General features: G+C 71.1%; 26 protein-coding genes. 17 read left to right on the forward strand and 9 right to left on the reverse strand.

The annotated features are described in order from the left end of the window. Positions 1–78 precede the first annotated feature (78 nt). Genes WBG79_RS22810 through WBG79_RS22820 form a run of 3 tightly spaced genes read right to left on the reverse strand, consistent with a single transcriptional unit; the run spans position 79 to position 2,428 of the window. Positions 79–1,017, reverse strand: coding sequence for a prolipoprotein diacylglyceryl transferase (locus WBG79_RS22810; RefSeq protein WP_337359541.1), 939 nt, complete (start codon positions 1,015–1,017; stop codon positions 79–81). Positions 1,018–1,075: 58 nt separating this feature from the next. Beyond that, on the reverse strand, positions 1,076–1,954 hold the full coding sequence (locus WBG79_RS22815) for an HpcH/HpaI aldolase/citrate lyase family protein (protein WP_337359542.1): 879 nt from the start codon (positions 1,952–1,954) through the stop codon (positions 1,076–1,078). A gap of 6 nt (positions 1,955–1,960) precedes the next feature. Beyond that, positions 1,961–2,428, reverse strand: a complete 468-nt coding sequence (locus tag WBG79_RS22820; RefSeq protein ID WP_337359543.1) for a MaoC family dehydratase — start codon at positions 2,426–2,428, stop codon at positions 1,961–1,963. An 82-nt stretch (positions 2,429–2,510) separates the two neighbouring features. Here WBG79_RS22820 and WBG79_RS22825 point away from each other — a divergent pair, with 82 nt between their 5' ends. Then, on the forward strand, positions 2,511–3,917 hold the full coding sequence (locus WBG79_RS22825; RefSeq protein ID WP_337359544.1) for a lytic transglycosylase domain-containing protein: 1,407 nt from the start codon (positions 2,511–2,513) through the stop codon (positions 3,915–3,917). Positions 3,918–4,020: 103 nt separating this feature from the next. Next, on the forward strand, positions 4,021–5,469 hold the full coding sequence (locus WBG79_RS22830; protein ID WP_337359545.1) for a DUF2336 domain-containing protein: 1,449 nt from the start codon (positions 4,021–4,023) through the stop codon (positions 5,467–5,469). A 34-nt stretch (positions 5,470–5,503) separates the two neighbouring features. Here WBG79_RS22830 and WBG79_RS22835 read toward each other — a convergent pair whose 3' ends face one another. Together WBG79_RS22835 and WBG79_RS22840 are read right to left on the reverse strand one after the other, a co-directional pair. Beyond that, positions 5,504–6,055 carry an Hpt domain-containing protein gene (locus WBG79_RS22835; protein WP_337359546.1) on the reverse strand — a complete coding sequence of 184 codons (552 nt, stop codon included), beginning with the start codon at positions 6,053–6,055 and terminating at the stop codon, positions 5,504–5,506. A gap of 80 nt (positions 6,056–6,135) precedes the next feature. Next, a complete protein-coding gene (locus WBG79_RS22840) occupies positions 6,136–6,918 on the reverse strand; it encodes an NAD kinase (RefSeq protein ID WP_337359547.1) in 783 nt (260 codons plus the stop codon). Between the two features lie 79 nt (positions 6,919–6,997). Between WBG79_RS22840 and cutA the strand changes: the two genes are divergently transcribed. After that, positions 6,998–7,354 carry a divalent-cation tolerance protein CutA gene (gene cutA, locus WBG79_RS22845; RefSeq protein WP_337359548.1) on the forward strand — a complete coding sequence of 119 codons (357 nt, stop codon included), beginning with the start codon at positions 6,998–7,000 and terminating at the stop codon, positions 7,352–7,354. A 58-nt stretch (positions 7,355–7,412) separates the two neighbouring features. On the opposite strand, the gene WBG79_RS22850 is transcribed toward cutA, so the two are convergent. The 3 genes from WBG79_RS22850 to WBG79_RS22860 form a co-directional block, all read right to left on the reverse strand. Then, positions 7,413–8,324 carry a c-type cytochrome gene (locus WBG79_RS22850; RefSeq protein WP_337359549.1) on the reverse strand — a complete coding sequence of 304 codons (912 nt, stop codon included), beginning with the start codon at positions 8,322–8,324 and terminating at the stop codon, positions 7,413–7,415. A 143-nt stretch (positions 8,325–8,467) separates the two neighbouring features. Continuing rightward, a complete protein-coding gene (locus WBG79_RS22855) occupies positions 8,468–8,917 on the reverse strand; it encodes a c-type cytochrome (protein ID WP_337359550.1) in 450 nt (149 codons plus the stop codon). Between the two features lie 213 nt (positions 8,918–9,130). Next, the gene (locus tag WBG79_RS22860; RefSeq protein WP_337359551.1) at positions 9,131–9,559 is read right to left on the reverse strand and encodes a nuclear transport factor 2 family protein; all 429 of its coding nucleotides are present in this window, start codon (positions 9,557–9,559) and stop codon (positions 9,131–9,133) included. A gap of 286 nt (positions 9,560–9,845) precedes the next feature. On the opposite strand from WBG79_RS22860, the gene WBG79_RS22865 reads away from it, so the two are divergent. The 12 genes from WBG79_RS22865 (at position 9,846) to WBG79_RS22920 (ending at position 20,301) form a co-directional block, all read left to right on the forward strand. After that, positions 9,846–11,096 (forward strand): sarcosine oxidase subunit beta family protein, encoded by a 1,251-nt coding sequence (locus WBG79_RS22865; protein WP_337359552.1) that lies wholly within the window; start codon positions 9,846–9,848, stop codon positions 11,094–11,096. A 20-nt stretch (positions 11,097–11,116) separates the two neighbouring features. Continuing rightward, positions 11,117–11,431, forward strand: coding sequence for a sarcosine oxidase subunit delta (locus WBG79_RS22870; RefSeq protein ID WP_337359553.1), 315 nt, complete (start codon positions 11,117–11,119; stop codon positions 11,429–11,431). Further along, complete coding sequence (locus WBG79_RS22875; protein WP_337359554.1) at positions 11,428–14,427, forward strand: sarcosine oxidase subunit alpha family protein; 3,000 nt, start codon at positions 11,428–11,430, stop codon at positions 14,425–14,427. Before WBG79_RS22870 ends, WBG79_RS22875 begins: the two co-directional genes overlap by 4 nt. Further along, the gene (locus WBG79_RS22880) at positions 14,417–14,986 is read left to right on the forward strand and encodes a sarcosine oxidase subunit gamma (protein WP_337359555.1); all 570 of its coding nucleotides are present in this window, start codon (positions 14,417–14,419) and stop codon (positions 14,984–14,986) included. Before WBG79_RS22875 ends, WBG79_RS22880 begins: the two co-directional genes overlap by 11 nt. A 50-nt stretch (positions 14,987–15,036) precedes the next feature. Then, entirely contained in the window at positions 15,037–16,401 is a 1,365-nt protein-coding gene (locus tag WBG79_RS22885; protein WP_337359556.1) for an L-serine ammonia-lyase, read from the forward strand. Between the two features lie 77 nt (positions 16,402–16,478). Beyond that, on the forward strand, positions 16,479–17,219 hold the full coding sequence (locus WBG79_RS22890; protein ID WP_337359557.1) for a hypothetical protein: 741 nt from the start codon (positions 16,479–16,481) through the stop codon (positions 17,217–17,219). 163 nt (positions 17,220–17,382) lie between these two features. Further along, positions 17,383–17,565 (forward strand): CsbD family protein, encoded by a 183-nt coding sequence (locus WBG79_RS22895; RefSeq protein WP_443147505.1) that lies wholly within the window; start codon positions 17,383–17,385, stop codon positions 17,563–17,565. 159 nt (positions 17,566–17,724) lie between these two features. Beyond that, positions 17,725–18,369 (forward strand): hypothetical protein, encoded by a 645-nt coding sequence (locus tag WBG79_RS22900; RefSeq protein WP_337359559.1) that lies wholly within the window; start codon positions 17,725–17,727, stop codon positions 18,367–18,369. Between the two features lie 68 nt (positions 18,370–18,437). Further along, positions 18,438–18,608: a hypothetical protein gene (locus WBG79_RS22905; protein WP_337359560.1), complete on the forward strand. Its 171-nt coding sequence runs from the start codon at positions 18,438–18,440 to the stop codon at positions 18,606–18,608. Positions 18,609–18,672: 64 nt separating this feature from the next. Beyond that, positions 18,673–18,984 (forward strand): hypothetical protein, encoded by a 312-nt coding sequence (locus WBG79_RS22910; RefSeq protein WP_337359561.1) that lies wholly within the window; start codon positions 18,673–18,675, stop codon positions 18,982–18,984. Between the two features lie 79 nt (positions 18,985–19,063). After that, a complete protein-coding gene (locus WBG79_RS22915) occupies positions 19,064–19,225 on the forward strand; it encodes a hypothetical protein (protein WP_337359562.1) in 162 nt (53 codons plus the stop codon). Between the two features lie 137 nt (positions 19,226–19,362). After that, complete coding sequence (locus WBG79_RS22920; protein WP_337359563.1) at positions 19,363–20,301, forward strand: T6SS effector amidase Tae4 family protein; 939 nt, start codon at positions 19,363–19,365, stop codon at positions 20,299–20,301. A gap of 13 nt (positions 20,302–20,314) precedes the next feature. On the opposite strand, the gene WBG79_RS22925 is transcribed toward WBG79_RS22920, so the two are convergent. Continuing rightward, positions 20,315–23,938 (reverse strand): hydantoinase B/oxoprolinase family protein, encoded by a 3,624-nt coding sequence (locus tag WBG79_RS22925; RefSeq protein ID WP_337359564.1) that lies wholly within the window; start codon positions 23,936–23,938, stop codon positions 20,315–20,317. A 133-nt stretch (positions 23,939–24,071) separates the two neighbouring features. Here WBG79_RS22925 and WBG79_RS22930 point away from each other — a divergent pair, with 133 nt between their 5' ends. Both WBG79_RS22930 and WBG79_RS22935 read left to right on the forward strand, forming a co-directional pair. Next, on the forward strand, positions 24,072–25,046 hold the full coding sequence (locus tag WBG79_RS22930; RefSeq protein ID WP_337359565.1) for a TRAP transporter substrate-binding protein: 975 nt from the start codon (positions 24,072–24,074) through the stop codon (positions 25,044–25,046). A 76-nt stretch (positions 25,047–25,122) separates the two neighbouring features. Further along, positions 25,123–25,656, forward strand: coding sequence for a TRAP transporter small permease (locus WBG79_RS22935; RefSeq protein ID WP_337359566.1), 534 nt, complete (start codon positions 25,123–25,125; stop codon positions 25,654–25,656). Positions 25,657–25,665: the final 9 nt, after the last annotated feature.

Here is a 25,665-nt window from a genome sequence, read left to right on the forward strand (position 1 = left end):
GTTCGCCGAATTACCGTCTGTCGACCGCCGGCCGGGGCCTCGCCCCGGCCTTCGTCGTTCTCGGGGGGACGTTGTCGCCTACTTGGCGGTCGGCCCGGCCTCCGCGGCCGGCTGCTCCTGCTGGCGCTTCTCCTCGATGTTGACGCGGGTCCAGCTGGTCGGGATGCCGAGCGGGTAGAGGCAGAGGGCGACGAAGACGAGGGGCAGGACGATGCCGGCCGGGCGGCCGTCGGGCGGCGGCTTCGGGCCGGGGACGCGCTCGGCCGCGAAGGCCCAGACGAGGCACCCGACGCCGACCAGGGCCATGACGATGTTGAAATACTGGCCCTGGCCGATGCCGAGCCAACCGCCCTCGTAGTCCCGGAAGAAGTCGATCAGGAAGCGCAGGCCGGCGTAGAGGACGAGGAACGCGCCCATGGCCACCCCGCGGCCGGCCGGAAAGCGCCGGAGCACGAGGGCTAGGATCGGCACCAGGAGGAGGTTCTTGCCGCCGTCGTAGAGGGCCACCGGATGCCGCGGTCCCTCGACGTTGGGGTAGATGAAGGCCCAGGGTACCCAGGTGACCGAGCCGATGACGCCGCCCTCGATGAAATTGCCGAGGCGCCCGACGCCCATCACGAAGGCGGCCGGTACGCTCAGCTCGTCGGCGGTCTTCACGAAGGGGTTTCCGGTCGCCCGGCAGAACAGGAAGATGCCCGTCATGCCGCCGAGCATCACCCCGTGCGACGCCATCCCGCCGCGCCACCAGTCGAGCGCCTGCCAGGGGGCGCCGCGGTAGTAGTCGAGCTCGTAGACCAGGATGTCAAAGATCCGGCCGCCGAGCATGATGCCCGTCGCCATGGCGATCGAGAAGAGGAGGACGTCCCGGAGCGACCAGCCGAGCCTGTGGCGCCGGAAGGCGAACCACGCGAAAACGCCGAGGAAGCCGACGGTGTAGACCGCTCCGTACCAGTAGATCGGCAGGCCCATCACGCGCCCGATCTCGAGGTCGAAGTCGTGAACGATGCCGTTGGTCATGGGGTCGGCCCTCCGCAGTCGATATTCACGATCTGCGAAGTGTCGACATTGACCCCGGTCAACGGCCGCTGCGGCCCGCCCGCGCCAGGATGCGTTCCGCCTGCCTGAGATGCGGGCGGTCGACCATCTTGCCGGCGATGCCGATCACGCCGACGTCGCCGGCGGCCCGGAAGGCCTCGACGATCGCTTCGGCCTCGGCGACGGCCTCGGGGGAGGGCGTGAAGAGGGCGTTGATGACGGGCACCTGCGCGGGATGGATCGCCATCTTGGCGGTGAAGCCGTCCCGCACGGCGTCGCGGCACTCGGCCTCGAGGCCCGCTTCGTTGCGGAAATCGACAGTGACGGTGTCGACCGGGGCGACCTCGGCGGCGGCGGCGCCGAGGAGGGTCAGGCTGCGGGCGAGGCGGTAGGGCTCGAGCCACCGGCCGGCGGCGTCCCGGTTGGCGTGGGCGCCGAGATCGGCGGCGAGGTCCTCGCCGCCCCACGCCAGGCCCGCGAGCCGGGCCGAGGATCCGCGATAGGTGCCGCACTGGAAGACGGCCAGGGCCGTCTCGGTCACGATGGGCAGGATCGCGACCCCGCCGTCCGGCCGGTCCGCCAGGGCCTCGCGCACCGCGATGCGGGCGTCGAGGCGGGCGACGTCCGGCCCGCCGGCAGCCTTCGGCAGGACGATGCCCTCGGCTCCGGCGGCCACCACGGTGTCGAGGTCGTCGTCGGTCAGGCCCGTGTCGAAGGCGTTGACGCGGACGAAGAGCCGGGGGCGTCCCGCGGCCGGGACGTTCGCCTTCAGGAACGCCGCGGTGGTGACGCGGGCGGCGGCCTTGGCAGCCGGGGCGACGGAATCCTCCAGGTCGACCAGGAGGACGTCGGCGCCGGAGGCCAGGGCCTTGTCGAGCTTGCGGGTGCTGTCGCCGGGGACGAAGAGGAGCGAGCGCATGCCGGGTCAGGCCTCGGGGGTCTCGGCCGGGCGCTTCTGCAGGAAGACCTGGCGCTTGCACTCGGCGACCAGGATGCCGTCCTGGTTCATGGCGCGATGCAGGAACTCGACGATGCCGGCGTCGGGCCGGGAGCGCGACTCGCGCTTCGACAGGCACTCGGTCTCGACCCGGATGGTGTCGCCGTGGAAGACCGGATGGGGAAAGCGGACATCGGTCATGCCGAGGTTGGCGACGATGGTGCCGAGTGTCGTCTCGTGCACGGAGATGCCGATGAGCAGACTGAGGGTGAAGAGCGAGTTGACCAGCGGCCGGCCCCACTCGCTCTTCGCGGCATAGTCGAAGTCGATGTGAAGGGGTTGAGGGTTGAAGGTGAGGCTGGAGAACAGGACGTTGTCCATCTCGGTCACGCTGCGGCGGATCGGATGGCGGACGAGCTTCCCCACTTCCCATTCGTCGAAATAGAGACCGGGCATTCGCTCCTCCGTTCAGGTCGTTAACCCCGTCTTTACCGCGTTCGCAGAGGGTTAACGGATCGTTGATGCGTCCGGGCCCGCCATGCAGATCGAGGGATCCACATCCGTCCAGCCGCGCGTGGCGGAGGCTCTCAGGGCCGCCAGCGAGACGACGGGCACGTCCTTCGACTATCTCGTCTCGACCGCCTACCGGGAATCGACCTTCCGGCCCGAACTCCGCGCGACGACCTCGACGGCGACCGGGCTCTTCCAGTTCCCGGAACAGCCCTGGCTGGAGCTGATCAAGGAGGACGGGCCCTCGGTCGGGCTGGCGGCGGCCGCGTCGGCCATCGTGCGCGAGCCGAACGGCCGCTACACGGTCGCCGACCCGGCGACCAGACAACAGATCCTCGACCTGCGCAATGACCCGCTCGTCTCGTCCGTGATGGCGGGGCGCTTCACCCAGCGCAACGCCGCCTCGCTCACCCAGTCGATCGGGCGCACGCCGAGCCAGCAGGATCTCTACGTCGCCCACGTGCTCGGGGCGACCGGCGGGGCGCGGCTGATCCGCATGGCGGCGGAGACGCCGAACGCCGCCGCGGCGCCGGCCTTCCCGGCGGCGGCCGCCGCGAACGTCCCGATCTTCTACAACCGCGACGGCAGCGCCCGGACCGCCGCCGAGGTCTACGGCTTTCTGGCGAAGGCCCATCCGACCGGGCCGCTGCCGCCCGCCGGGACGGCGACCGCGACGGCGCCCCGGGTGCCGCCCGCGGCGCTCGCCGACATGATCCGCGCGCAGGTGGCGGCCCGGGTCTCCGGCGAATCGGCGCTCGGCGGGTCGGGCGGGCAGGCCCTCCAGCGGTCGCTGTCGCAGACCACGCTCCCGGGCGAGGCGAGCGGCACGGCGCCGCCGACCGGCGCGGCCCTGCAGGGCTGGCGGGCGCGCATGCCGTCGGATGCCTTCTCGGCCCTGTTGCGCACCGACACGGCCGGCGGCCCCGGCCTCAATACGAGCGGGGCGCTCGGCTATGCCGATCCGGGCACCGCGCCGGCGACGCGGACCGCGCCGGCCCAGGCCGGCGGCCCCGGGGTCGGCCAGTTGCCCGTGGCGGGGGCGCTGGCAGCGCCGCGGCCGAGTCGGATGGCGATGGCAGCCCTCGCCGGCGGGGCGCCGCGGGCGCCGCTGCCCATGGTGACGTCTCCGCTCGGCGTCGCCCGGCCGAGCCGCTTCTCCATGGCCGCCCTGATGGACGGCGCGGGCAACGGGACCACCGCCACGGACGCCCTGCGCGCGACGGCGCCGGCCGCGGCGGCTTCCCCGCCCAAGGCGGCCCTCGAGCCGCTCTCGATCCTGCCGCCCGCGGTCGCGGCCGCGGCCCCGGTCCGGGTGCGGACGGTCGCCGTCCAGCCCGCAGCCACCGCGACGGCAGTGCAAGGCGGGCCGGCCACGGTGCGGCCGCGCGCGCCCGGGCAGCCGCTCGACCTGACGCGCTACATGCCGCTGCGCTGAGCCGTAACCCCTAACGCTTCGCAAAAGAACGCGGTGAACGGATCGTTAAGCCTTCCCGTGCGAGCCTCGCCGGGAGGGCAATCCGGTCGAGAGAGTAGGCGAGATGATCGTCGAGCAGTTCTTGAGATGGCTGACCACCGCCTCGGCGGAAGAACGGGCCGGCGCCGCGCGCCCGCTCGTCCGGGCGTGCCTGCACGCAGGCCTGGAGGGGCCGGACCGCGACACGCTCGAGGCGATCATGATGGTCTATCTCGACGATGGGGAGGCCTGCGTGCGCAAGGCGCTCGCCGAGGCGCTGGCCGCGGATCCGGCGGCGCCGCATCCGGTGGTCCTCACCCTGGCGCAGGACGAACCCGCGATCGCGGCGGCGGTCGTGGCCGCCTCGCCGGTGCTGCTCGACGCCGAACTGGTCGACCTCGTGGCGGGCGGGAGCCTGCCGGTCCAGATCGCCGCGGCGGCGCGGGAGGGCGTGAGCCCCGGCCTCGCGGCGGCGATCGCCGAGGTGGGCGAGCCTGCCGCCCTGGTCACGCTGCTCGGCAACCACGGGGCCGCCATCCCGGTCTTCAGCCTGAAGCGGATCGTGGAGCGGGCGGGGGACGACACGGACGTCCTCGAGGCGCTGCTCGAGCGTCCGGGGGTCCCGATCGGCATCCGGCAATCGCTCCTGGAAAGGCTGGCGGTCGCCTGCCACGACCTCGTGCTGATGCGCTCGACGCTGCGGGAGGACCGGGTCGAGGCGATCCTGCGCGAGGCGAAGGACAAGGCGACGCTCGCGCTCGCGGCCGGCGCGCGGGACGAGGAACTCCGCCCGCTCGCCGAGCACCTGCGCGAGACGGGCCAGCTCACCACGCTCCTCCTGATCCGTGCTGCTTGCACGGGTAACATCCGCTTCCTGCGGGAGGCGCTGGCGATCCTGTCCGGCGTGCCTCCGCACCGCGTCTCCGCGCTCCTGTCGGATCGGCGGGAGGGCGGGTTCCGGGCCCTCTACCGGAAGGCCGGGATGCCCGGGCGGGTCTATCCCGCGTTCCGGGCGGCCATCGAGGTCAATCGCGACCTGGCTGGGGGCGACGGGCCCGTCGACACCCACGCCTTCGCGCGCCGGGTGATCGACCGCATCCTGCAGCAGACCGGCACGGCCGATCCGGAGGTCGCCGACCTCATCGTGATCCTGCGACGCTTCTCGGCCGAGGCCGCGCGGGACGGGGCACGGCGGCTCGTGGCGGAGACGCTCCAGCAGCCGGCGGCGCTGCCGGGACCGGAGGGGGACGGCCTCGAGGACCTCGCGGAGGCGGCGCTCGCCGAAGAGATGGGGGTGGACCCGGAGGGGCTCGACGCGGCGGCGGACCTGGCCGTGCCGCCCTTCCCGGCGAACCGGGGCGAGGCCGATGGGGGCCGACCGGCGGCCGACGAGGCCCGGGCGGCGACATTCGAGCCCGAGGCGACCGAGCCGGCGGCCTGTGCGGGTGACGACCTCGGGAGCGTCGACGAGATCGGTCCGGACGAGGCGGAGGGCGTCGCGCCCGCTGACGGTGGAAACCGCCGGGCGGCCTGACCGCCGGGGGCGGCCACCGGGCCGGTCCCGCGCCTCAGAGCGCGCGAAGGCTCCGCAGGTAGTCGTCCGTGACCTCCTCCAGCCGCTCCGCCAGGCGGAGGGCGACCGGGGTCCCCTCGTCGCGGGCGTTCTCTGCGACCACGGCGCGGACCGCCTGGACGTGCTGGCGGACGAGGTCCGGGGGCAGGCGATCGGAGGGGCCTGCGTGGTCGAGCAGCAGGCAGAGGCTGCCGGCGATCCGGCCGGCGAGTGGGAAACCGAGGGTGGCGGCCTGGCCCTTGATGTCGTGGGCGGAGCGGTAGAGGTCGGCCCGGTCGTCCGCCGCGAAGCCGCTCGCCTCGGCCTTGCGGCCGGTCTCCGCGAGCGCCAGCGTCTCGTCCTCGATCCACATGGAGAAGGTCTTCTCCATCCGCTTCAGCGCGGCCTCGGCAGCCTGGACGGGGTCCTTCTCGCCCCGCTTCAGCTTGATCTCCTTGGCCTTGGAGCGCAGGTCGACCGGCGAGGCGATGCGCTCTCCGTCGCCGATCTCGAATTCGTCCACGACCTCGTCGTCGAAGGTCTCTTCCCTGGCCTTGGCGCGCGCCATCTCGTCCGATCCCGCCTGTTCGCCGGCGAGTCTGCGCGCTCCGCTTTAAGATTCAGTGTCCTGCGCGATTTTCGCAGCGGTCAGTACTGGAACTGCTCGGCCAGGATCCGCTCTTCCCAGTTGTGCTCGGGGTCGAACATGATCAGGCTCTCGGAGTGCCGGTCCTGCTTCACCGTGACCTCGACGACGTCGCGGATCTCGGTGTGGTCGGCGGCGGCGCCCATCGGGCGCTTCTGCGGCTCGAGCACCTCGATGCGGATCAGGCAGCGGTCGGGAACGAGCGCGCCGCGCCAGCGGCGGGGACGGAAGGGGCTGATCGGGGTGACGGCGAGCAGCGGCGCGCCGAGCGGGATGATCGGCCCGTGCGCCGAAAGGTTGTAGGCCGTGGAGCCGGCCGGGGTGGCGACGATGACGCCGTCGCAGGCGAGGTCGGGCAGGCGCTCGACGCCGTCGATGACCAGCTTCAGCCGCCCCGCCTGGTAGGTCTGCCGCCAGAGCGAGACCTCGTTGAAGGCGCGCGCCTCGTGCTTGCCGCCCCCGGCGTCGGTGGCCCGCATGAGGAGGGGCCGGATCGAGGAGGACTCCGCGACGGCCAGCCGGTCCAGGAGGCCGTCCGGCTTGTACTCGTTCATCAGGAACCCGACCGTGCCGCGGTGCATGCCGTAGATCGGCTTGCCGGTGTTCATGAAGCGGTGCAGCGTCTGGAGCATGAAGCCGTCGCCGCCGAGGGCGACGATGACGTCGGCCTGGTCGGGCGGCGCGGAGCCGTAGACATGGGAGAGCCTGCGCCGGGCAGCCTCGGCCTCCTCGGAGGGGCTCGCCACGAAGCAGATGTTGTCGAGCCTGGGGCGTTCGCGGGTCATGTCGGCCTTCCGGGAACTTCGGCGAGTATCACGGGCTTCGGCGCCCGACAAGCAGACGGCGCGTCACGGGAGGTGACCCATGGCAGTGGAACTCCATCGCGGCGAGGAACTCGTGGTCGTCTACGCGACCTTTCCGGACCTGCCGGGCGCCCAGGCGGCGGCGCGCGGTCTCGTGGAGGGCGGGCTCGCGGCCTGCGTCAACATGATCCCGGGCATGGTGTCGGTCTATGCCTGGAAGGGAACCCTCGAGACCGCCGGCGAGGTCGTCTTCCTGGCCAAGACCCGGGGGCGGCTGGCCGAGGCCGTCATGGGGGCGATCGCGGCGGTGCACCCCTACGAGACGCCGGCGCTGATGGTCCTGCCGGTCGAGGCGGCGAGCCGGGCCTACGGGGACTGGATCGTGGCCGAGACGCAGCCGGGCGTGCGGGACGGATAGGGGAGTCCCGGCAGCGGTTTGCGGCCGGGCCTTCAGGCGGCGAGTCAGGCTGACCCCGCTACTGCTTGGGGCGGGGCGGCACCGCCTTCAGGTAGGCCGCGATGGCGTTGCGGTCTTCCGCCGGCAGCTTCGCCATGTTGTCGACCACGGTCGCCATCGGGCCGCCGACCGAATCGCCGTCCGGGGTGAGGCCGCTCTCCAGGTAGTAGGCGATGTCCTTGGCGGACCATCCGCCGAGGGCGGACGTGTCGGGGGTGATGTTGGGGATCTTGCCGTCGCCCTCGAGCGCCTTCGCGCCGGCGAGCCATCGGCTCCTGTCCGGACCGCCGATCGCGTTGCGGGGCGTGTGGCATTCGCCGCAGTGGCCGGCGCCTTCGACGATATGCCGGCCGCGCTGGATTTCCGCGGGAGCGTCGGGGGCGAGCGCCGTGACGGGGGCGGGGTCGAGGTAGAGCAGCTTCCAGAGCCCGAGGCCGCGGCGGATGTTGAAGGGGAAGGGCAGGTCGTGGGGCTTCGAGGGCTCCGAGACGGCCGGCAGAGACTTCAGGAACGCCGCGAGGTCGACGACGTCCTCGGTCTTCATGCGCACATAGGAGCCGTAGGGGAAGGCCGGATAGTAGTGCCGGCCCTCGGGCGATACGCCGCGCTGCATGGCGTTGACGAGGTCCAGTTCGCTCCAGCGGCCGATGCCGGCCACGGGATCGGGCGAGATGTTCGGGGCGTAGAAGGTGCCGAACGGGGTCGCGAAGGCCTGGCCGCCGCCGAGCTTCAGGCGATCCGCGTCCTTGGCACCCTTGGCGGCGTGGCAGGAGGCGCAGCCGCCCGTCCAGAACACCCGCTCGCCGTTCGCCGGATCCGCCTTGTGGGCCGGCAGCGCGGCGGCGGCGAGCGGCTTCGGGGCGGTCAGGATCCAGACGACGGCCCCGGCTGCCAGGGCGAGGACGACGAGGACGAGGAGGATGCGCTTCATCGCAGGGGAGCTCCAGGGGGACGGGGCGGGCGATCAACGCGAGAGGCCCCGGAGCGTTCGACTCCGGGGCCGCAGGGACCTCGCAAGGGCCGCGGTCTCCGCCCGCCTTGGGCGATGCGGGGACCAGGCCGGCAGGGGTCGGGTCAGCTCTTCTTCAGGCGATAGTCGTCGTGGCACCCCTTGCAGGCGCCGCCGAGGGCGCCCACCGAGGCCTTCAGGCCGTCGAGGTCCTTGCCGGCGGTCGCCGCCTGGGCGCCGGCGGTCTGCTCGAGCTTGGCGAGGGCCGCCTTGAAGCCGTTCGGATCTGCCCAGATCTTCGGGGCCGCCGCGGTTTCGGCGCCGGTCTCCGAGCCCTTCGGGAAGAGCGCGTCGAAGCCCTTGGCGCGGGCGGCGATCGTCTCCACCGCAGCCTTGGCCTTGGCCGCATCATAGGGCTCCTCGCCCTTGAGCATCTTGGCCATGCCGCCCATGGCGCCGCCGATGGCCTTCATGGTCTCCTGGCGCTGCTTGATCGCGTCAGCTTGCGCGAGGGCGGTGCCCCCGAGCGCGACCACGCCGGCCGCGACGGCCAGCCACTTCAATCCAGACTTCATCCGGTGTCTCCCACCCGTTCGTCACTCGTCAATCGAGCCGAGAGCGCCAGAGCCCCTTCCTGCCAGCGCCCTCGAACCAAGGGGACGATGACCGTCAGGCAACCGACTGACCACTCACACGTACGTGATTCCCAGGGGGGTGAACTCAGTGTTCACGGGGGTGAAACAGTCCGGCCTTCCTCAACGGCACTTCCGGCCAGGGGGGTGCCACCTTCAGGTGCCGACCTGACGAAGCCATTCCTGCAGGTCGTACCAGTCGGTGACCCGGGCGATCCTCTCGTCGCGGATCTCGAAAAGCGCGCGGCCGCGGATGCGGTAGCTCTGGCCGCGGGCTTCGGGCAGCTCGATTTCGGACGGGTGGTGCCGGTCGGTCTCCATGTACCGGCCCTCCACCACGAACTCCGCGGCCGCGTTGTCGCCGCTGTCGGTCGCCATGATCACGAGGTCGAGCACCTGTTCGCGATAGCACCGGTTCATCCGGTCCACGCAGACGGCGAACTGGTCGAGGCCGTGTTCACGCTCGCCCTGGCTCACGTCGTGGATGACGTCGGGGGTCAGCAGCGCGAGGGTCCCAGGGATGTCGCGGCGATTGAAGCAGTCGTAGTAGGCGCGTACGAGTTCGAGCGTTTCCATGCGGGCCATGGCGGTTTCCCTCGTGCGGCGGCTTTGCCGCGGTGGCCTTCTGGCGGGCCTGAAAGAGAACCCATAGACCGCATTCCGCCCGGCTTCAAAGCGTCGGCACGCCGCAGGCCTTGCATTCGTCCGCCGCTTCGGCCACCCAGACTTCCGGTGCGGACAGGGCCGGAGTCTTGTCGGAAACCGACGGGACGGGCGTCGCATCGACACAAGACCTGGACTGCGCCGCGTGCGGTTATCCGCCCGTGGCGGAGGGTGCCGTCCCGGGCGCCCCGACCGGAGGGTAAGGCCCTTGCGCTTTTCGCTGTTTTCGCTCGTCCGCAATGCCTTCTCGGCCCATCGCGACTGGCCCGAGCAATGGCGGTCGCCGGAGCCGAAGGCCGCCTACGACGTGGTGGTGATCGGGGCCGGCGGGCACGGTCTCGCCACGGCCTACTACCTGGCGGCCGAGCACGGGATCACTAATGTGGCCGTCCTGGAGAAAGGGTGGCTCGGCGGCGGCAACACGGGCCGGAACACCACCATCATCCGCTCCAACTACCTCTGGGAGGAGTCGGAGGCGCTCTACGACCACGCGCTCGACCTGTGGCAGGACCTCAGCCAGGTGCTGAACTACAACGTCATGTACTCGCCGCGCGGGGTCATGATGCTGGCCCACACGGTCCACGACGTGCAGGTGTCCAAGCGCCACGTGCACGCCAACCGGCTCGCCGGGATCCAGAACGAGTGGTTGACGCCCGAGCAGGCGAAGGACTTCTGCCCGCCGCTCAACATCTCGCAGGACATCCGATACCCGGTGATGGGGGCGGCCCTGCAGCGCAAGGGCGGGGTGGCGCGGCACGACGCGGTGGCCTGGGGCTATGCGCGAGCGGCCTCGGCGCTCGGCGTCGACATCATCCAGAATTGCGAGGTGAAGGCGATCCGGCGCGACGCGTCCGGCGCGGTCGAGGCGGTCGAGACGACCCGGGGCGCGATCCGCACCAAGAAGATCGGCGTGGTGGCGGCCGGGCACACGTCGGTGGTGATGGGCATGGCGGGCGTGCGCATGCCGCTCGAGAGCTATCCGCTGCAGGCGCTCGTGTCGGAGCCCCTGAAGCCGGTCTTCCCCTGCGTGGTGATGTCCAACACCATCCACGCCTACATCTCCCAGTCCGACAAGGGCGATCTGGTGATCGGGGCGGGGACGGACCAGTACGTCTCCTACTCGCAGACGGGCGGGCTGCATATCACCACCCACACGCTCGACGCCATCTGCGAGCTGTTCCCCATGTTCAGGCGCGTGCGGATGCTGCGGAACTGGGGCGGCATCGTCGACGTGACGCCGGACCGTTCGCCGATCCTCGCCAAGACCCCGGTCCCCGGGCTCTACGTGAACTGCGGCTGGGGCACGGGCGGGTTCAAGGCGACGCCCGGCTCCGGCCACGTCTTCGCCCACACCATCGCGCGCGACGAGCCGCACCCGAAGAACGCGGCCTTCACCCTGGAGCGGTTCCGGGACGGACGGCTCATCGACGAGGCGGCCGCCGCGGCCGTCGCGCACTGACATCTCCGAGGCGCAAGCGCATGCTGCTCATCACCTGCCCCGTCTGCGGGCCACGGCCCGAGATCGAGTTCCGCAACATGGGCGAGGCCCATGTGGCCCGGCCCGCGCCGGATGCCGCCACGGACCAGGACATGGCCGCGTTCCTGTATCTCCGCTCGAACCCGAAGGGCCTCATCGCCGAGCGCTGGCGGCATGTGCACGGCTGCGCGCGCTTCTTCAACGCGGTCCGGCACACGGTCACCGACAAGTTCGTGACGACCTACCCGGCGGGCTCGCCGGCGCCCGACCTCGCGGCGCTCGCGGCCGAACTGGCCGAGCGGGAGGCCGCCCGATGAACGCCTTCCGCACGGCAGAAGGGGGCCGCATCCGCCGGCAGAAGCCGGTCCGCTTCAATTTCGACGGCCGGGAGCACATGGGCTACGAGGGCGACACGCTCGCCTCGGCGCTGATCGCCAACGGCGTCCACCTGGTCGCCCGCTCGTTCAAGTACCATCGTCCGCGCGGCATCATTACGGCCGGCGCGGAGGAGATGAACGCGCTCGTGACGGTCCGGCGGGACCGGGCGAGGGAGACGCCGAACCTGCGCGCCACGCAGGTGGAGGTCTACGAGGGGCTCGCGGCGGAGAGCCAGAACCGTTGGCCGAGCCTCGGCTTCGACGCCGGCGCGGTCAACGACCTGATGTCGCCGATCTTCGTGTCCGGCTTCTACTACAAGACCTTCATGTGGCCGAAGGGCTTCTGGGAAAAGGTCTACGAGCCGAAGATCCGCGCCGCCGCGGGCCTCGGCAAGGCGCCGGAACTGCCCGACCCGGACCGCTACCAGACCCGCTTCGCCCATTGCGACGTGCTCGTCGTCGGCGCGGGGCCGGCCGGGCTCGCGGCGGCGGTCGCCGCCATGGAGGCGGGCGCGCGGGTGATCCTGGTCGACGAGCAGGCGGAGTTCGGCGGCTCGCTCCTGCACGAGGCCGGGGCGACCATCGAGGGCCAGCCCGCCCTCAAGTGGGCGTCGGACCTGATCCTGGCGCTCGCGTTGTCCGACCGGGTGACCTGCCTGACCCGGACCACCGCCTTCGGCTACTTCGCCGACAACTTCGTGGCGCTGGCCGAGCGGATCACCGACCACCTCGCCGCCCCGTCCGAGCATCTGCCGCGCGAGCGGCTGTGGCAGGTCAGGGCCAAGGAGGTGGTGATCGCCGGCGGGGCGATCGAGCGGCCGCTGGTATTCCCGGAGAACGACCGGCCGGGCATCCTGCTCGCCGATGCGGGGCGGACCTACCTCAACCGCTACGGCGCCCTGGTGGGCCGCAGGGTCGTGGTGGCGACCGCCTGCGACAGCGCCTACCTGGCGGCGCGCGACCTGAAGCGGGCCGGCGCCGAGGTGCCGGCGATCCTGGACCTCAGGACGGAGCCGGGCGCGGCGGCGGAGATCGCCCGGGAGGCCGGGATCCGGGTCGAGGCCGGGGCGACGGTCGTCGGCACGGCCGGGCGGCTCCGGGTGAAGTCGGTGAAGGCCGGCAAGGTCGGGCCCGACGGGTCGGTCCGCAAGTCCGAGTCGATCGGCTGCGACGCGCTCCTGATGTCGGGCGGCTGGACGCCGACGCTGCACCTGTTCTCCCAGTCGCGCGGCAAGCTGCGCTGGGACGCCGAACGGGGCACCTTCCTGCCGGGCCGGTCGGCCGAGCGGGAGCGCTCGGCAGGCGCCGCCAACGGGACCTTCGACCTCGGCGCGGTGCTCGACGAGGGCTACGCGGCCGGCGCGGCGGCGGCGCGGGCGGCCGGGCTTTCCCCGCGGGGCGCCAAGACCTTCTCGGTCGCGGGCGCCACGAGCCCCTCGGGGCACACGCTCGGGGCGCTGCCGCACCACCGCAACGCGGCGCGCGTGAAGGCCTTCGTGGACTTCCAGCACGACGTCACGGCCAAGGACATCAAGCTCGCCGTGCGTGAGGGCTTCCGGTCGATCGAGCACGTCAAGCGCTACACGACGACCGGCATGGCGACCGACCAGGGCAAGACCTCGAACATGAATGCCCTGGCGATCGCGGCGGGGCAGCTCGGCAACTCGATCCCGGAGGTGGGCCTCACCACCTTCCGCATGCCCTACACCCCGACCACCTTCGGCATTTTCGCCAACACGTCGCGGGGCGATCTCTTCGATCCCGTCCGCAAGACGCCCATGCACGGCTGGGCGGAGGCGCAAGGGGCGGTCTTCGAGAATGTCGGCCAATGGAAGCGGGCCTGGTACTTCCCGCGGGCCGGGGAGACTATGCACCAGGCGGTCGACCGGGAGTGCCGGACGGTGCGCGCGGCGGTCGGGATGTTCGACGCCTCGACTCTCGGCAAGATCGAGGTGGTCGGGCCGGACGCGGCCGAGTTCCTGAACCGGATGTACGTCAACCCGTTCCTGAAGCTCGAGCCGGGGCGGCTGCGCTACGGAATCATGACCCGCGACGACGGCTTCGTTTACGACGACGGCGTCATCGGCCGGGTGGCGGAGGACCGGTTCCACGTCACCACGACGACGGGCGGCGCGCCGCGCGTGCTGTCGCTCATGGAGGACTACCTGCAGACCGAGTGGCCGGGCCTGAGGGTCTGGCTCACCTCCACGACGGAGCAGTGGGCGGTCATCGCCGTGCAGGGCCCGAAAGCGCGCGAGGTGCTGATGCCGCTCGTCGAGGGGATCGACCTGTCGCGGTCGGCGATGCCCCACATGAGCGCCCGCGAGGGGATGATCTGCGGCATCCCGTGCCGGCTCTGGCGGGTCAGCTTCACGGGGGAGCTCGGCTTTGAGATCAACGTGCCGTCGAGCTTTGGGCGGGGCGTCTGGGACCTCGTCTGGCGCGAGGTCGAGAAGCACGGGGGCTGCGCCTACGGCACGGAGGCGATGCACGTGCTGCGCGCCGAGAAGGGCTACATCATCGTTGGCCAAGACACCGACGGCACGGTGACGCCGGACGAGGCCGGGGTCGGCTGGGCGGTCGGCAAGGCCAAGGCGGACTTCGTCGGCAAGCGCGGGCTGGCGCGGGCGGACCTGAAGCACCCGGACCGCAAGCAGCTGGTGGGGCTGGCCACGGCGGACCCGGCGGTGGTGCTGGAGGAGGGGGCGCAGATCACGCCCATGCAGAACCCGCCGGCGCGGACCCATGCCATCGGGCACGTCACGTCGTCCTACGCCTCGCCCACGGTCGGCCGGTCGATCGCGCTGGCGCTGGTGGAGCGGGGCCGGTCCCGGATGGGCGAGACCCTCTATGTGCCGATGCCGAACGGCTCGATCCCAGTCACGGTGGTCGATCCCGTCTTCTACGACAAGGAGGGTGCTCGCCTTGACCCTTGAGATCGCGGAGCGCCGCGGCGCGCTCGACGGCCTGCCGCCCTTTCCGAAGACCCCGCGGGTGACCCTCGTCGGGGTCGGGCCGCTGACGCGCTTCCTGGTGCGCGGCTCGCCCGCCGCGGCGGCGCAGCTGTCGCGCGCCTTCGGGCCGGTCCTGTCGGCCGAACCGCTCAGGGCCAACGACGCCGGGGGCCGCGCGGCGCTCTGGCTGGGGCCGGACGAATGGCTGCTCCTCGCCCGGGACGGGGAGGGGCCGGCGATCCTCAGCGTGATCGGCACCATGCTGACCGAGCCGATCAGCCTCGTGGACGTGTCGAGCCGCAACACCGGGATGCTGCTGTCGGGATCGCGCGCCACCGACGTGCTGGCGGCGGGCTGCCCGCTCGACCTGCACGAGACGGCCTTCCCCAAAGGCATGTGTACCCGTACGCTCTACGGCAAGGCCGAGATCGTGCTCTGGCGGCAGGCCGCGGACCGGTACCACATCGAGTGCTGGCGCAGCTTCGTGCCCTACGTTCACGGGCTCATGGCCGAGGCGGCGCGGGAATACCTGGCGGGGTAGGGCGCTTCCCGATCGGCGGGGGCGGGGCGCCGAAGCGAACGGACGGGCGGATGATCAGCGTCTTCGACCTCTTCAAGATCGGTATCGGCCCGTCGTCGTCGCACACGGTCGGCCCGATGCGCGCCGGCAAGGCCTTCGTGGACGGGCTCGGACCGGATCTCGGCCGGGTGGCGCGGATCGAGGTGCGCCTCTTCGGATCACTCGCCTGGACCGGCAAGGGCCACGGGACCGACAAGGCCGTCATGCTAGGGCTCGCCGGGGAGGTGCCGGACACGGTCGATCCGGACCGGGCGAACGCGATCCCGGCCGCCCTCGCCGCCGAGCGACGGCTCCGCCTACCGGGCGGCCGGACGATCGACTTCGACCCGGGGCGGGACATCGTCTTCGACATGGTGACCCCCACCGACGGGCACCCGAACACGCTCGCCTTCGCGGCCTATGCGGCGGACGGCGCGACGCTCCGGGGCGAGACCTGGTACTCGATCGGCGGCGGCTTCGTGGTGCGCGAGGGGGAGGCGCTGGTCGACGAGAGCGAGGCGGCCGCGCTGCCGTTCCCCTACCGGTCGGGGGCGGACCTGCTCGCCATGGGGGCCGCGTCCGGGCTCTCCTTCGCCGACATGGTCCGGGCCAACGAGGCGGTCTGGCGCGACGAGGCCGCCGTCCTCGCCCATCTCGACCGCGTGATCGACACGATGATGCTGTGCATCGACCGCGGCATGCGGACGGACGGCGAGCTGCCCGGCGGGCTCAGGCTGAAGCGGCGGGCGAAGCCGCTCCTGGACGGGCTCGAAGCCGACCGGGCGCGGAACCTGCGCCTGCCGCACGAGGTGATGGACTGGATCAGCCTGTTCGCGCTCGCCGTCAACGAGGAGAATGCCGCGGGCGGCCGGGTCGTCACCGCGCCGACCAACGGGGCGGCGGGCGTGGTCCCGGCGGTGCTGCGCTACTACCGCGACTTCTGCCCGGGCGCGAACCGGGCCGGCATGCACGTCTTCCTCCTGACCGCAACGGCGATCGGCGGGCTCTTCAAGATGAACGCCTCGATCTCGGGCGCCGAGGTCGGCTGCCAGGGCGAGGTCGGGGTCGCCTGCTCGATGGCCTCGGCGGGGCTCGCCGCCGCGCTCGGGGGCTCGAACGCCCAGGTGGAGAACGCCGCCGAGATCGGCATGGAGCACCATCTCGGCATGACCTGCGACCCGATCGGCGGCCTGGTCCAGATCCCCTGCATCGAGCGCAACGCCTTCGGGGCCGTCAAGGCGATCAACGCCGCCTCCATGGCGCTCAGGGGCGACGGCACCCACAAGGTCAGCCTCGACCAGGTGATCGCGACCATGCACCAGACGGGCCGCGACATGGCCTCGAAGTACAAGGAGACGTCCCAGGGCGGGCTCGCCGTCAACGTGCCAGAGTGCTGATCGCAAGAAACACCGGCGAAACAGCGCGGTGCTAGGGCAGCGCTCCTGCTCGTCTCCGATCCGGCCGGTCGCGTCCCATGCTCTATCTCCGCGCCTTCCTCGCCGGCCTGGCGGCCGCCGTCCTCTGCTACGGGGCGGCGGTCGGGGGCGGGCTCGTGCTGGCGGAGTGGCTGAGGGTCTCCGACCACGAGGGCGGGCTGGGGCTCGGGCTCGCCTTCTTCGTCGGGCCTTCGGCGGCCCTCCTCGGCATGGTGGTGGCGATCCCGCTGGCGCTGCGCTGGCGCGGCGAGGTGCGGGGCTTCTTCGCCACCCTGTGGCGGACGGTCGTGGTCGGGGCGGCGGTGCTGGCGGTCGTGCCGGCCGGGATCCTGGGCTACGAGCTCCTCACCCCCTCGACCTACATCACGACGAGCGGTCCCGAGCCGCTCCTCGACCTGGAGATCCGGCTGCCGCCGGATGCCTTCGTGCCCGCCGACCCGAAGCTGGTGACGATCCGCCTCGACACCGACAAGAGCCAGCACGACGCGGTGCTGCAGGAGGGCTGGAGGCGGAGCGAGGACGGGCGGATCGTCCTCTCCGGGCAGATCCCCATGTACTTCCGCACCGCCCAGCGCTTCGTCAGCCTGCGCCTGCCGCTCACGCCTGACCGGGTCTTTCCCCTGAAGCTCCGCGCCGACCCGCGCGGCGCGACGGAGTTCGGCCCCTGGCAGGCCGCCGTCGAGGTGTTCGATCCGGGCGCGGAGCGGGGCCGCAAGCCGAAGCCCGAGGAGGCGGCCGAGATCCGCTACCGGGTGGTACCCCGCTGGCGGCCGTCCTGACGACCGGCTAACAAGCTGAAGGCATGGCGGTTTCTTCCCGGCGATGCCGCGTTCGTGATGGCTGCGGTGGAACTCGTGCGGTGCCGGGACGTTGGTCCGATATCACCGGATGCGCAGACCGCATCCCCACCCATTCCAACCGGAGGGACTTCCGATGGGCAGCATGACCGACAAAGCCAAGGGCCTGGCCAACGAGGCGGCCGGCAACGTGAAGCAGGGCCTGGGCCGCGCCATGGACGACAAGAACATGGAGGCCGAGGGTTTCGTGCAGGAGCGCAAGGGCGAGGCCCAGCAGACGATCGGCGAGGGCAAGGACAAGATCAAGCGCGCGGTCGACAAGATCTGACGCGACGATCGCATCCGAGCCTTCGGGCAGGATGATTGAGAGGGGTGCCGGCGCGAGCCGGCGCCCCTTTTTCGTCGCCTGAAGGGTGCTCGATGAAGTCCGGAACCGGATGCACCCGCTGGCGCTTCTTGAACCGACGATCATCCGGAGGACCGACCCATGCCGAAGCGGGCATTCCTGGCGCTCCTGTCCCTGGCGGTGGCCCTTGCCGGCACTGCCCCCTCGCGCGCCCAGGCCCCGATCCAGGAGCAGGCCGAACCGGCCGATTCGGGCGGTCCGATGCGGCCCCCGGCGGAGCGGCGGAGCGAGCCGCCCCGGCCGTCGGACTCGGGCGAGGAACCGCCCGCACGACGCGACACGGCGGCCGCGACGGACGATCCCAGAGACGTCCGGGACTGGGTCACCTACCGCAACCCTCGCTACGGGTTCCGCTTCGAGTACCCGGCCGATTTCTTCGTCTCCGACGTGGTCCTGCCCGACGACGCGGGCGAGACGTTCCGGGGTGGCGACGGGTCCTCGCGGCTCGCCACCTTCGCGCTGCCGAACCCGCAGGGGCTGTCGCTCGCGCGCGTCGCGGCCAACTACCTCAGGGAGGCGGGAGACCCGGTAGTCACCTACCGGCGGCGCACCCGCAACGGCCACCTGGTGATCTCCGGCAACCGGGGTCCTGACGTCTTCTACCTGCGCATCGCCTACGGCCGCGGCGGGGTGCAGGGGGTCGAGCTCTCGTATCCCGGCGAACGGGAGCGCGCCTTCGATCGGCTGGTGTCGCGGGTGTCGCTCAGCTTCAGGCCGGGGCGGTGACGCGGCGCGGGAACGATCGGGCCCGCCGGCGGTTCTCCCTGACCAAGGTTTACCGAACGGAGGGTCGCATGAACACGCAGGACAAGACGCGGCAGGACGACAAGGTCGAGCAGGTCCCGCTCGAGGAGAAGCCGAAGTCGTCGGACCTGAAGCACAAGACCGACGAGCGGTTGGACGAGGGCGTCGAGGAGAGCTTCCCGGCGAGCGACCCCGTCTCCGTCTCGATCACCAAGATCTGAGCCCGACGATCCTGTCCAGGCGGGCCGGCGCTGCGCCGGCCCCATTCGCATGGGGGCCAACCCGATGATGAACGATCCGACCCGGCCGCGCCGCGACGAGGCCGATCCGACCCGGCCCGACTCGCCGATGGAGCCGGGAGACGCGGAGCTCTTCGAGACCCCCTTCGGCCGCGAGGACGACCACGGCACCATCGCGGGGTCGCGGGCCGAGGCGGAGATCGAGGACATCGACGTCCATGCCCGGCCGGCGAGCGAGGTGACCGGCGCCCACGACGCCGGCGGCGCGAACGAGACGGTCGACGGCCTCGACGAGGCCGAGGAGGCGGTGCGCCGGATGGCCGAGGACCAGGTGGAGGGCGGGCCGGAGCTTCTCTGACCCCCCGCCACATTCCGGTCGTGCGGACCGGCTGGTTTGGTACGACGTCGTCCTCCCGCGTTTCCGCCCGGAGGGCCCGATGCCGATCCGCGATTCCATCCTGCCCGGCTTCGATCCGGACCCCTCGATCGCGCGGGTCGGCGAAGACCACTCCGGCGCCGCCCGACCGGATCGCTCCGACATGGTGCATTCACCTCCGGCTCACGACAACTTGCGGCGGACGGTCTCCGATCCGGTGTAGCATTTGCCCAGTCGAGCGACGGAGCCGATCCGACCAGCACTTGACACCGTTCTGCAGAGTCGTGCCGGCGGAAGGACAGATGACTTTTCACTGACGAATTCTGTTTCCGGTCTCTCGATCGAAGGGGAGACATCCGCGTGGAAGCCTTTTTCGATCCCGCTACAGGACGGCCCGTCGAGACGCTCGACATCAAGCAGGGCGAGACCAGGATCCTCGGCGTGAAGAAGTTCACGATCGGCGAGGTCGCCTATCGGACGGACGACTTCAAGACCGCTTTCGTGGACCTGGTCATCCATCTCAGGAAGCCGAAGGTCAAGTACGACGACCATTACAACCTGCACGAGGTCGCGAGCGACAGCGTCCCGGTCGAGCAGAAGGGGCACTACTTCTTCCAGATCTGCGGCAACAACCCGGGGACGACCCAGTTCGTCGCCAACAGGATCGCCGGCAACACGCCCTATGCGCGCCCGGTCTCGATCCGGGTGGCGGCGGATCCCAAGCTGCTGGTCTTCCACCCCTCCATGCCGTTCGACGTGCTCTGGGCGAACCACCCGCTGAACCCGGCCAACCGGACGCTCTACCCGCGCAAGAAGCCCGACGAATTCGACGACTACGACCCCAGCCACCCGTGCCAGGAGGCGAAGTGGCTCGCGGGGCAGTGCATGGTCCGCTTCTGCGTCATGCTGGAGAAGAGCGGGATCACCTTCGACGGACTCCATGGCGGCAAGTGCGGGATCGGCGGCAAGCAGCACTTCCACCACTTCGTCAACCCCTACGACTTCGAGTCGTGGAAGGGCCTCAAGCGGGCCTACGTGTTCGAGGCCAAGCCCCCGTACCGTCCGGAGCCGATGCCCGGCATCGCAGCCTACTATTTCTGCTGGCAGCGGCGGGGCGTGATCCTCTTCTGGAACTACTTCCCGACCGGCAAGGAGAAGAAGGACATGTTCGGCGGTCACATCGACCTGTGGAACCGCGACCGGATGGGCAACACCTACGCGATGCCGGACCCGAACGCCGGCCTCGCCGCCTTCGCGCGCGCCCGCAAGATCGTGTTCTGGCCGCTGGAGAGCGTTTAGGGCGCCCCCGTCCTCACTCGGCCCGGCCATATCCTCCCGCGGTCGGGGTGACGACGGTGATCGCCTCGCCGGGCTCCAGGATGGTCTGGCCGCAGCCGCCGAGGTCGTCGACGTGGCCGTCCTTGCGGCGAACCAGGTTGGCGCCGAGTTCGCCGGGCTCGCCGCCGGCCATGCCGAAGGGACGGACGCGGCGGTGGCCGGAGAGGACGGCGCAGTCCATCCGTTCCAGGAAGCGGATCGTGCGGCGCGTGCCGTCGCCGGCATGGTGCGCCCCCTTGCCGCCGGATCCGCGTCGGATGACGAATTCCTCAAGGACCACGGGGAAGCGCGTCTCCAGGATCTCCGGGTCGGTCAGGCGCGAGTTGGTCATGTGGACGTGGACCGCCGAGGCGCCGTCCCAGGTCGGACCCGCCGGCGAGCCGGAGCAAATCGTCTCGTAGTACTGGTAGCGATCGTTGCCGAAGGTCAGGTTGTTCATCGTCCCCTGGCTGCAGGACATGGCCCGAAGCGCGCCGAAGAGGGCGTTGGTCACGGCCTGGCTGACCTCGACATTGCCGGCGACCACGGCGGCCGGGTAGGCCGGGGTGAGCATGGTCCCGTCGGGGACCACGATCTCGATGGGCCGGAGGCAGCCGGCGTTCATCGGGATGTCGTCGTCGACCATGACGCGGAAGACGTAGAGCACGGCGGCGCGTGTGACGGGGGCGGGGGCGTTGAAGTTGTCGTCGCGCTGGGGGCTGGTGCCGGTGAAGTCGACGGTCGCCTTGCGGGCGGCCTTGTCGATCGAGATCTTCACGCGGATGACGCAGCCCTGGTCCATCTCCAGGGCGAAGTCCCCGTCCGACATTCGGTCGAGCACGCGGCGGACGCTCTCGGCGGCGTTGTCCTGGACGTGGCCCATATAGGCCTGCACGACGTCGAGCCCGAAATGGGCGATCATCTTCCTCAGTTCCGCCACGCCCTTCTCGTTGGCGGCGATCTGGGCCTTCAGGTCGTTGACGTTCTGGACGACGTTGCGGACGGGGTAGGGGCCGCCGGTCAGGAGCTCGACCAGGGCCTGCTCGCGGAAGCGGCCGCGGTCGACGAGCTTGAAGTTGTCGATGTAGACGCCTTCCTCCTCGATCCGGGTGGCGCGCGGGCTCATGGAGCCGGGCGCGATGCCGCCGACGTCGGCGTGGTGACCGCGGCTCGCGACCCAGAACAGGATCCGCTCGCCCGCGTCGTCGAAGACGGGCGTGCAGACGGTGATGTCGGGCAGGTGGGTGCCGCCGTTGTAGGGGGCGTTCAGGGCGAAGACGTCGCCGGGGCGGATGACCGGGTTCTGGCGGATGACCGTCTCGACCGACTTGTCCATCGAGCCGAGGTGGACCGGCATGTGGGGCGCGTTGGCGACGAGCTGGGCGTCGGCGTCGAAGACCGCGCAGGAGAAGTCCAGCCGTTCCTTGATGTTGACCGAATAGGCCGTGTTCTGGAGCGTCACGCCCATCTGCTCGGCGATGGACATGAAGAGATTGTTGAAGATCTCCAGCATCACCGGGTCGGCCGTCGTGCCGATGGCGGTGCGGGCGGGGAGGGGGACCGTGCGGGTCAGCACGAGGTGGTCGCGGCCGGTCAGCCGGGCCTGCCAGCCGTCCTCCACCACGATGGTCTGGTTGCGCTCGATGACGATCGCGGGGCCCTCGACCGTGTGGCCGGGGGCGAGCGCCTCGCGGCGGTACACCTGCGCGTCGCGCCAGGCGCCGCGGCTGAAGAAGCGGGCCGCCCGCGCGGCCTCGGGGGCGCCCTCGGCCGCCTCGGGCGCCTCGGGCTCCACGAAGGCGGCGGCGCCGCCGATCGCCTCGACCGACACGGCATCGACCACGAGCGGCTTCTCCTCGTCGACGAAACCGAAGCGGGCCTTGTGGGCGGCCATGAAGGCCTCGCGCATGCGCGGCCGGTGATCCGCGGTGCGGACCCCGGCCTTCCCGTCATAGGCGGGCACCTCGAGGGCCGTGTCGGTGCCCTGGTAGCGGATGTGGGCGCGGACGTGGGTGGTCGTCTCGGCCGGATCCACGCCCTGGCCGGCGAGCTCGGCGCGGCAGACGTCGCCGAGGCGCTCGCCCAGCGCCTCGATGCCCGCATCGGCTACCTCCAGGGCGTCCCCGAGGGCCTGGACGCGGGTCGCGCGGATGTCGGCGAGGCCCATCCCGTAGGCGGACAGGAGCCCGGAAAGGGGATGGATCAGCACCTTCGTCATGCCGAGCGCATCGGCGACCAGGCAGGCATGCTGGCCGCCGGCGCCGCCGAAGCAGTTCAGCGCGTAGCCGGTGACGTCGTAGCCGCGCTGGACGGAGATCTGCTTGATCGCCTCGGCCATGTTGGCGATGGCGATTTGAATGAAGCCGTCGGCGACCTCCTCGGGGCTGCGGCCGTCGCCGACTTCGGCGGCGAGCGCGGCGAACCTCGCACGGACGGCGTCCGCGTCGAGCGGCTGGTCCTGGCCGGGGCCGAAGATGGCGGGGAAGTAGTCGGGGATCAGCTTGCCGACCATGACGTTGGCGTCGGTCACCGCGAGCGGGCCGCCGCGGCGGTAGCAGGCGGGGCCCGGGTTGGCGCCGGCGGAATCCGGGCCGACGCGGAAGCGGCTGCCGTCGAAATGCAGGATCGAGCCGCCACCGGCCGCGACCGTGTGGATGAGCAGCATGGGCGCGCGGATGCGGACGCCGGCGACCTCCGTGTCGAAGGCGCGCTCGTAGGTGCCGTCGTAGTGGGCGACGTCCGTGGAAGTGCCGCCCATGTCGAAGCCGATGACCTCGCCGAAGCCGGCGGACCGGCCCGTCTCGGCGAGGCCGACGACGCCGCCGGCCGGGCCGGAGAGGATCGCGTCCTTCCCCTGGAAGAGGTCGGCGGCGGTCAGCCCGCCGGAGGACATCATGAACATCAGGCGGGCGCCGGTGCGCGCGACGTCGAGCTCCTCGGCGACCTGACGGACGTAGCGGGCGAGGATCGGCGATAGATAGGCGTCGACCACGGTGGTGTCGCCGCGGCCGACCAGCTTGACGAGGGGGGAGACCTCGTGGCCGACCGAGACCTGGGCGAAGCCTATCTCGCGGGCGAGCGCGGCGAGGGCCTGCTCGTGGGCCGGATACCGGTAGGCGTGCATGAGCGAGATCGCGACCGCGTCGAAGCCTTCGGCCCGGGCGGCCAACAGGTCGCGGCGGGCGGCGGCGAGGTCGAGCGGACGCTCGACGGTGCCGTCCGCCAGGATGCGCTCGTCGGCCTCGATCACGCGCTCGTAGAGCTGTTCCGGCTTGACGATCGCCTTGGCGAAGATGTCGGGTCGGTCCTGGTAGGCGATCTCGAGGCTGTCCCGGAACCCGCGGGTGGTGACGAGCAGCGTGCGCTCGCCCTTGCGTTCGAGGAGGGCGTTGGTGGCGACGGTGGTGCCCATGCGGACTTCGCCCACCGCGCCGGCCGGAATCGGGTCGCGAGGCCCCAGCCCGAGGAGCGCGCGGATGCCCGCGACCGCGGCGTCGCGATAGGCCTCGGGATTCTCGGACAGGAGCTTGCGGGCGTGGAGCCTGCCGGCGGGGTCGCGGCCGATCACGTCCGTGAAGGTGCCGCCGCGGTCGATCCAGAAGTCCCAGGCGGTGGTCATCGCGTATTCCTCCAACGGAAATCGTTTCGAGATCGACGATATTATGTCGGTAATTTGTTGACAAGACGAAGGCCTGATGAAATCGTCATCCCATTGGACGCCGAGCGGTCGGCATCCCCCGATGGAGGATCTCATGAAAGCGTGGATTTCCGCCGCAGTCGCCGGCGCCTTGAGCCTTTCGCTGGCCACCTCCGCCGTCGCGCAGACCAAGTGGGACATGCCCACCCCCTATCCCGACGGCAACTTCCACACGATCAACAACCGCCAGTTCGTCGACGAAGTCGCCAAGGCAACCGGCGGACGCCTGCAGATCACCATCCACTCCAACGCGTCGCTCCTGAAGCTGCCGGAGATCAAGCGCGGCGTTCAGACGGGCTCGGTGCAGATCGGCGAGTTCCTCGTTTCCACCCTCGGCAACGAGGATGCCGTGTTCGCCTTCGACAGCGTGCCCGGCCTCGCCACCTCGTACGACAAGGCGAAGAAGCTTTGGGCCGCCGCGAAGCCCTACGTGGCCGCACGGCTGGAGAAGCAGGGCATGGTCCTGCTCTATTCCGTCGCCTGGCCGCCGCAGGGCGTCTACGCCAAGAAGGAACTCACCGCCCTCGCCGACCTGAAGGGCATGAAGTTCCGCGCCTACAACCCGGCGACCGCCCGCTTCGCGCAGATCCTGGGCGCCAGCCCGGTGACGATCCAGCAGGCAGAGGTGCCGCAGGCGTTCCGGGCCGGCCTCGCCGACGCGATGATCACCTCGGGGGCGACCGGCGTCGACACGCAGGCCTGGGACTATCTCACCCACTACTACGACGCGCAGGCGTTCCTGCCGCAGAACATCGTCTTCGCCAACAAGGCTGCCTTCGACGGGCTGCCGGAAGCCGATCGGAAGGCCGTGATGGCGGCCGCCGAGGCTGCCGAGGCGCGCGGCTGGGCCGAATCCGAGAAGCTCAACGAGGGCTTCAAGAAGACCATGGCCGAGAAGGGGATCAAGGTTGCGGCGCCGACCGCCGCGATGAGCCAGGAGCTCGCCAAGGTCGGCGAGACGATGGCGGCCGAATGGGTCGAGAAGGCCGGGCCGGACGGCAAGGCGATCATCGACGCCTACCGGAAGTGACCCGAGGCGGGCCGGGGCGTCAGGCTCCGGCCCATCCTTCCAGGTAACCCCGAGACTTGCCAGGGAGCCCCGGCGCGTGACCAAGAGCCCCTTCTCCCCTCTCTACGTCCTGATGGAGATCCTTTCCGGCCTGGCGCTGATCGGCATCGCGGGCGTGATCCTCGCCGACGTCGGGCTTCGCTTCGTCGGCGGTCAGGTCCCGGCTTCGGACGACTTCTCGGGCTACGGGCTGGTCGCCGTGCTGTTCCTCGGCTTGGCGCCGGCCTACCGGCGCGGCGAGCACATCCGGGTCGGCCTTCTCGTCGACCGGCTCGGCGGGCCGGTGCGGCACGGGCTCGAGGTGGTGCTCCTCGGCCTTGCGACGGTCGGGATCACCTGGGCCGCCTTCTGGTCGGGACGGCTGGCGTACGATTCCTGGCGCTTCCACGACGTGGCGCAGGGGCTCGTGCCGGTGCCGCTCTGGATGCCGCAGCTCTCGATGGTCGTCGGGCTCACGGTCTTCGCCCTGGCGCTTGCCGAGGACCTCCTGCGGGCCGCGAAGGGCGGCACGCCCTCGCACCTCGCGCAAGCGGCCTTGGCGGCCGATGCGGCTCCGACCTTCGAACGCTGAGGAGAGGGC

Origin of the sequence: Prosthecomicrobium sp. N25 (assembly GCF_037203705.1) — a bacterium.
GTDB lineage: Bacteria > Pseudomonadota > Alphaproteobacteria > Rhizobiales > Ancalomicrobiaceae > Prosthecodimorpha.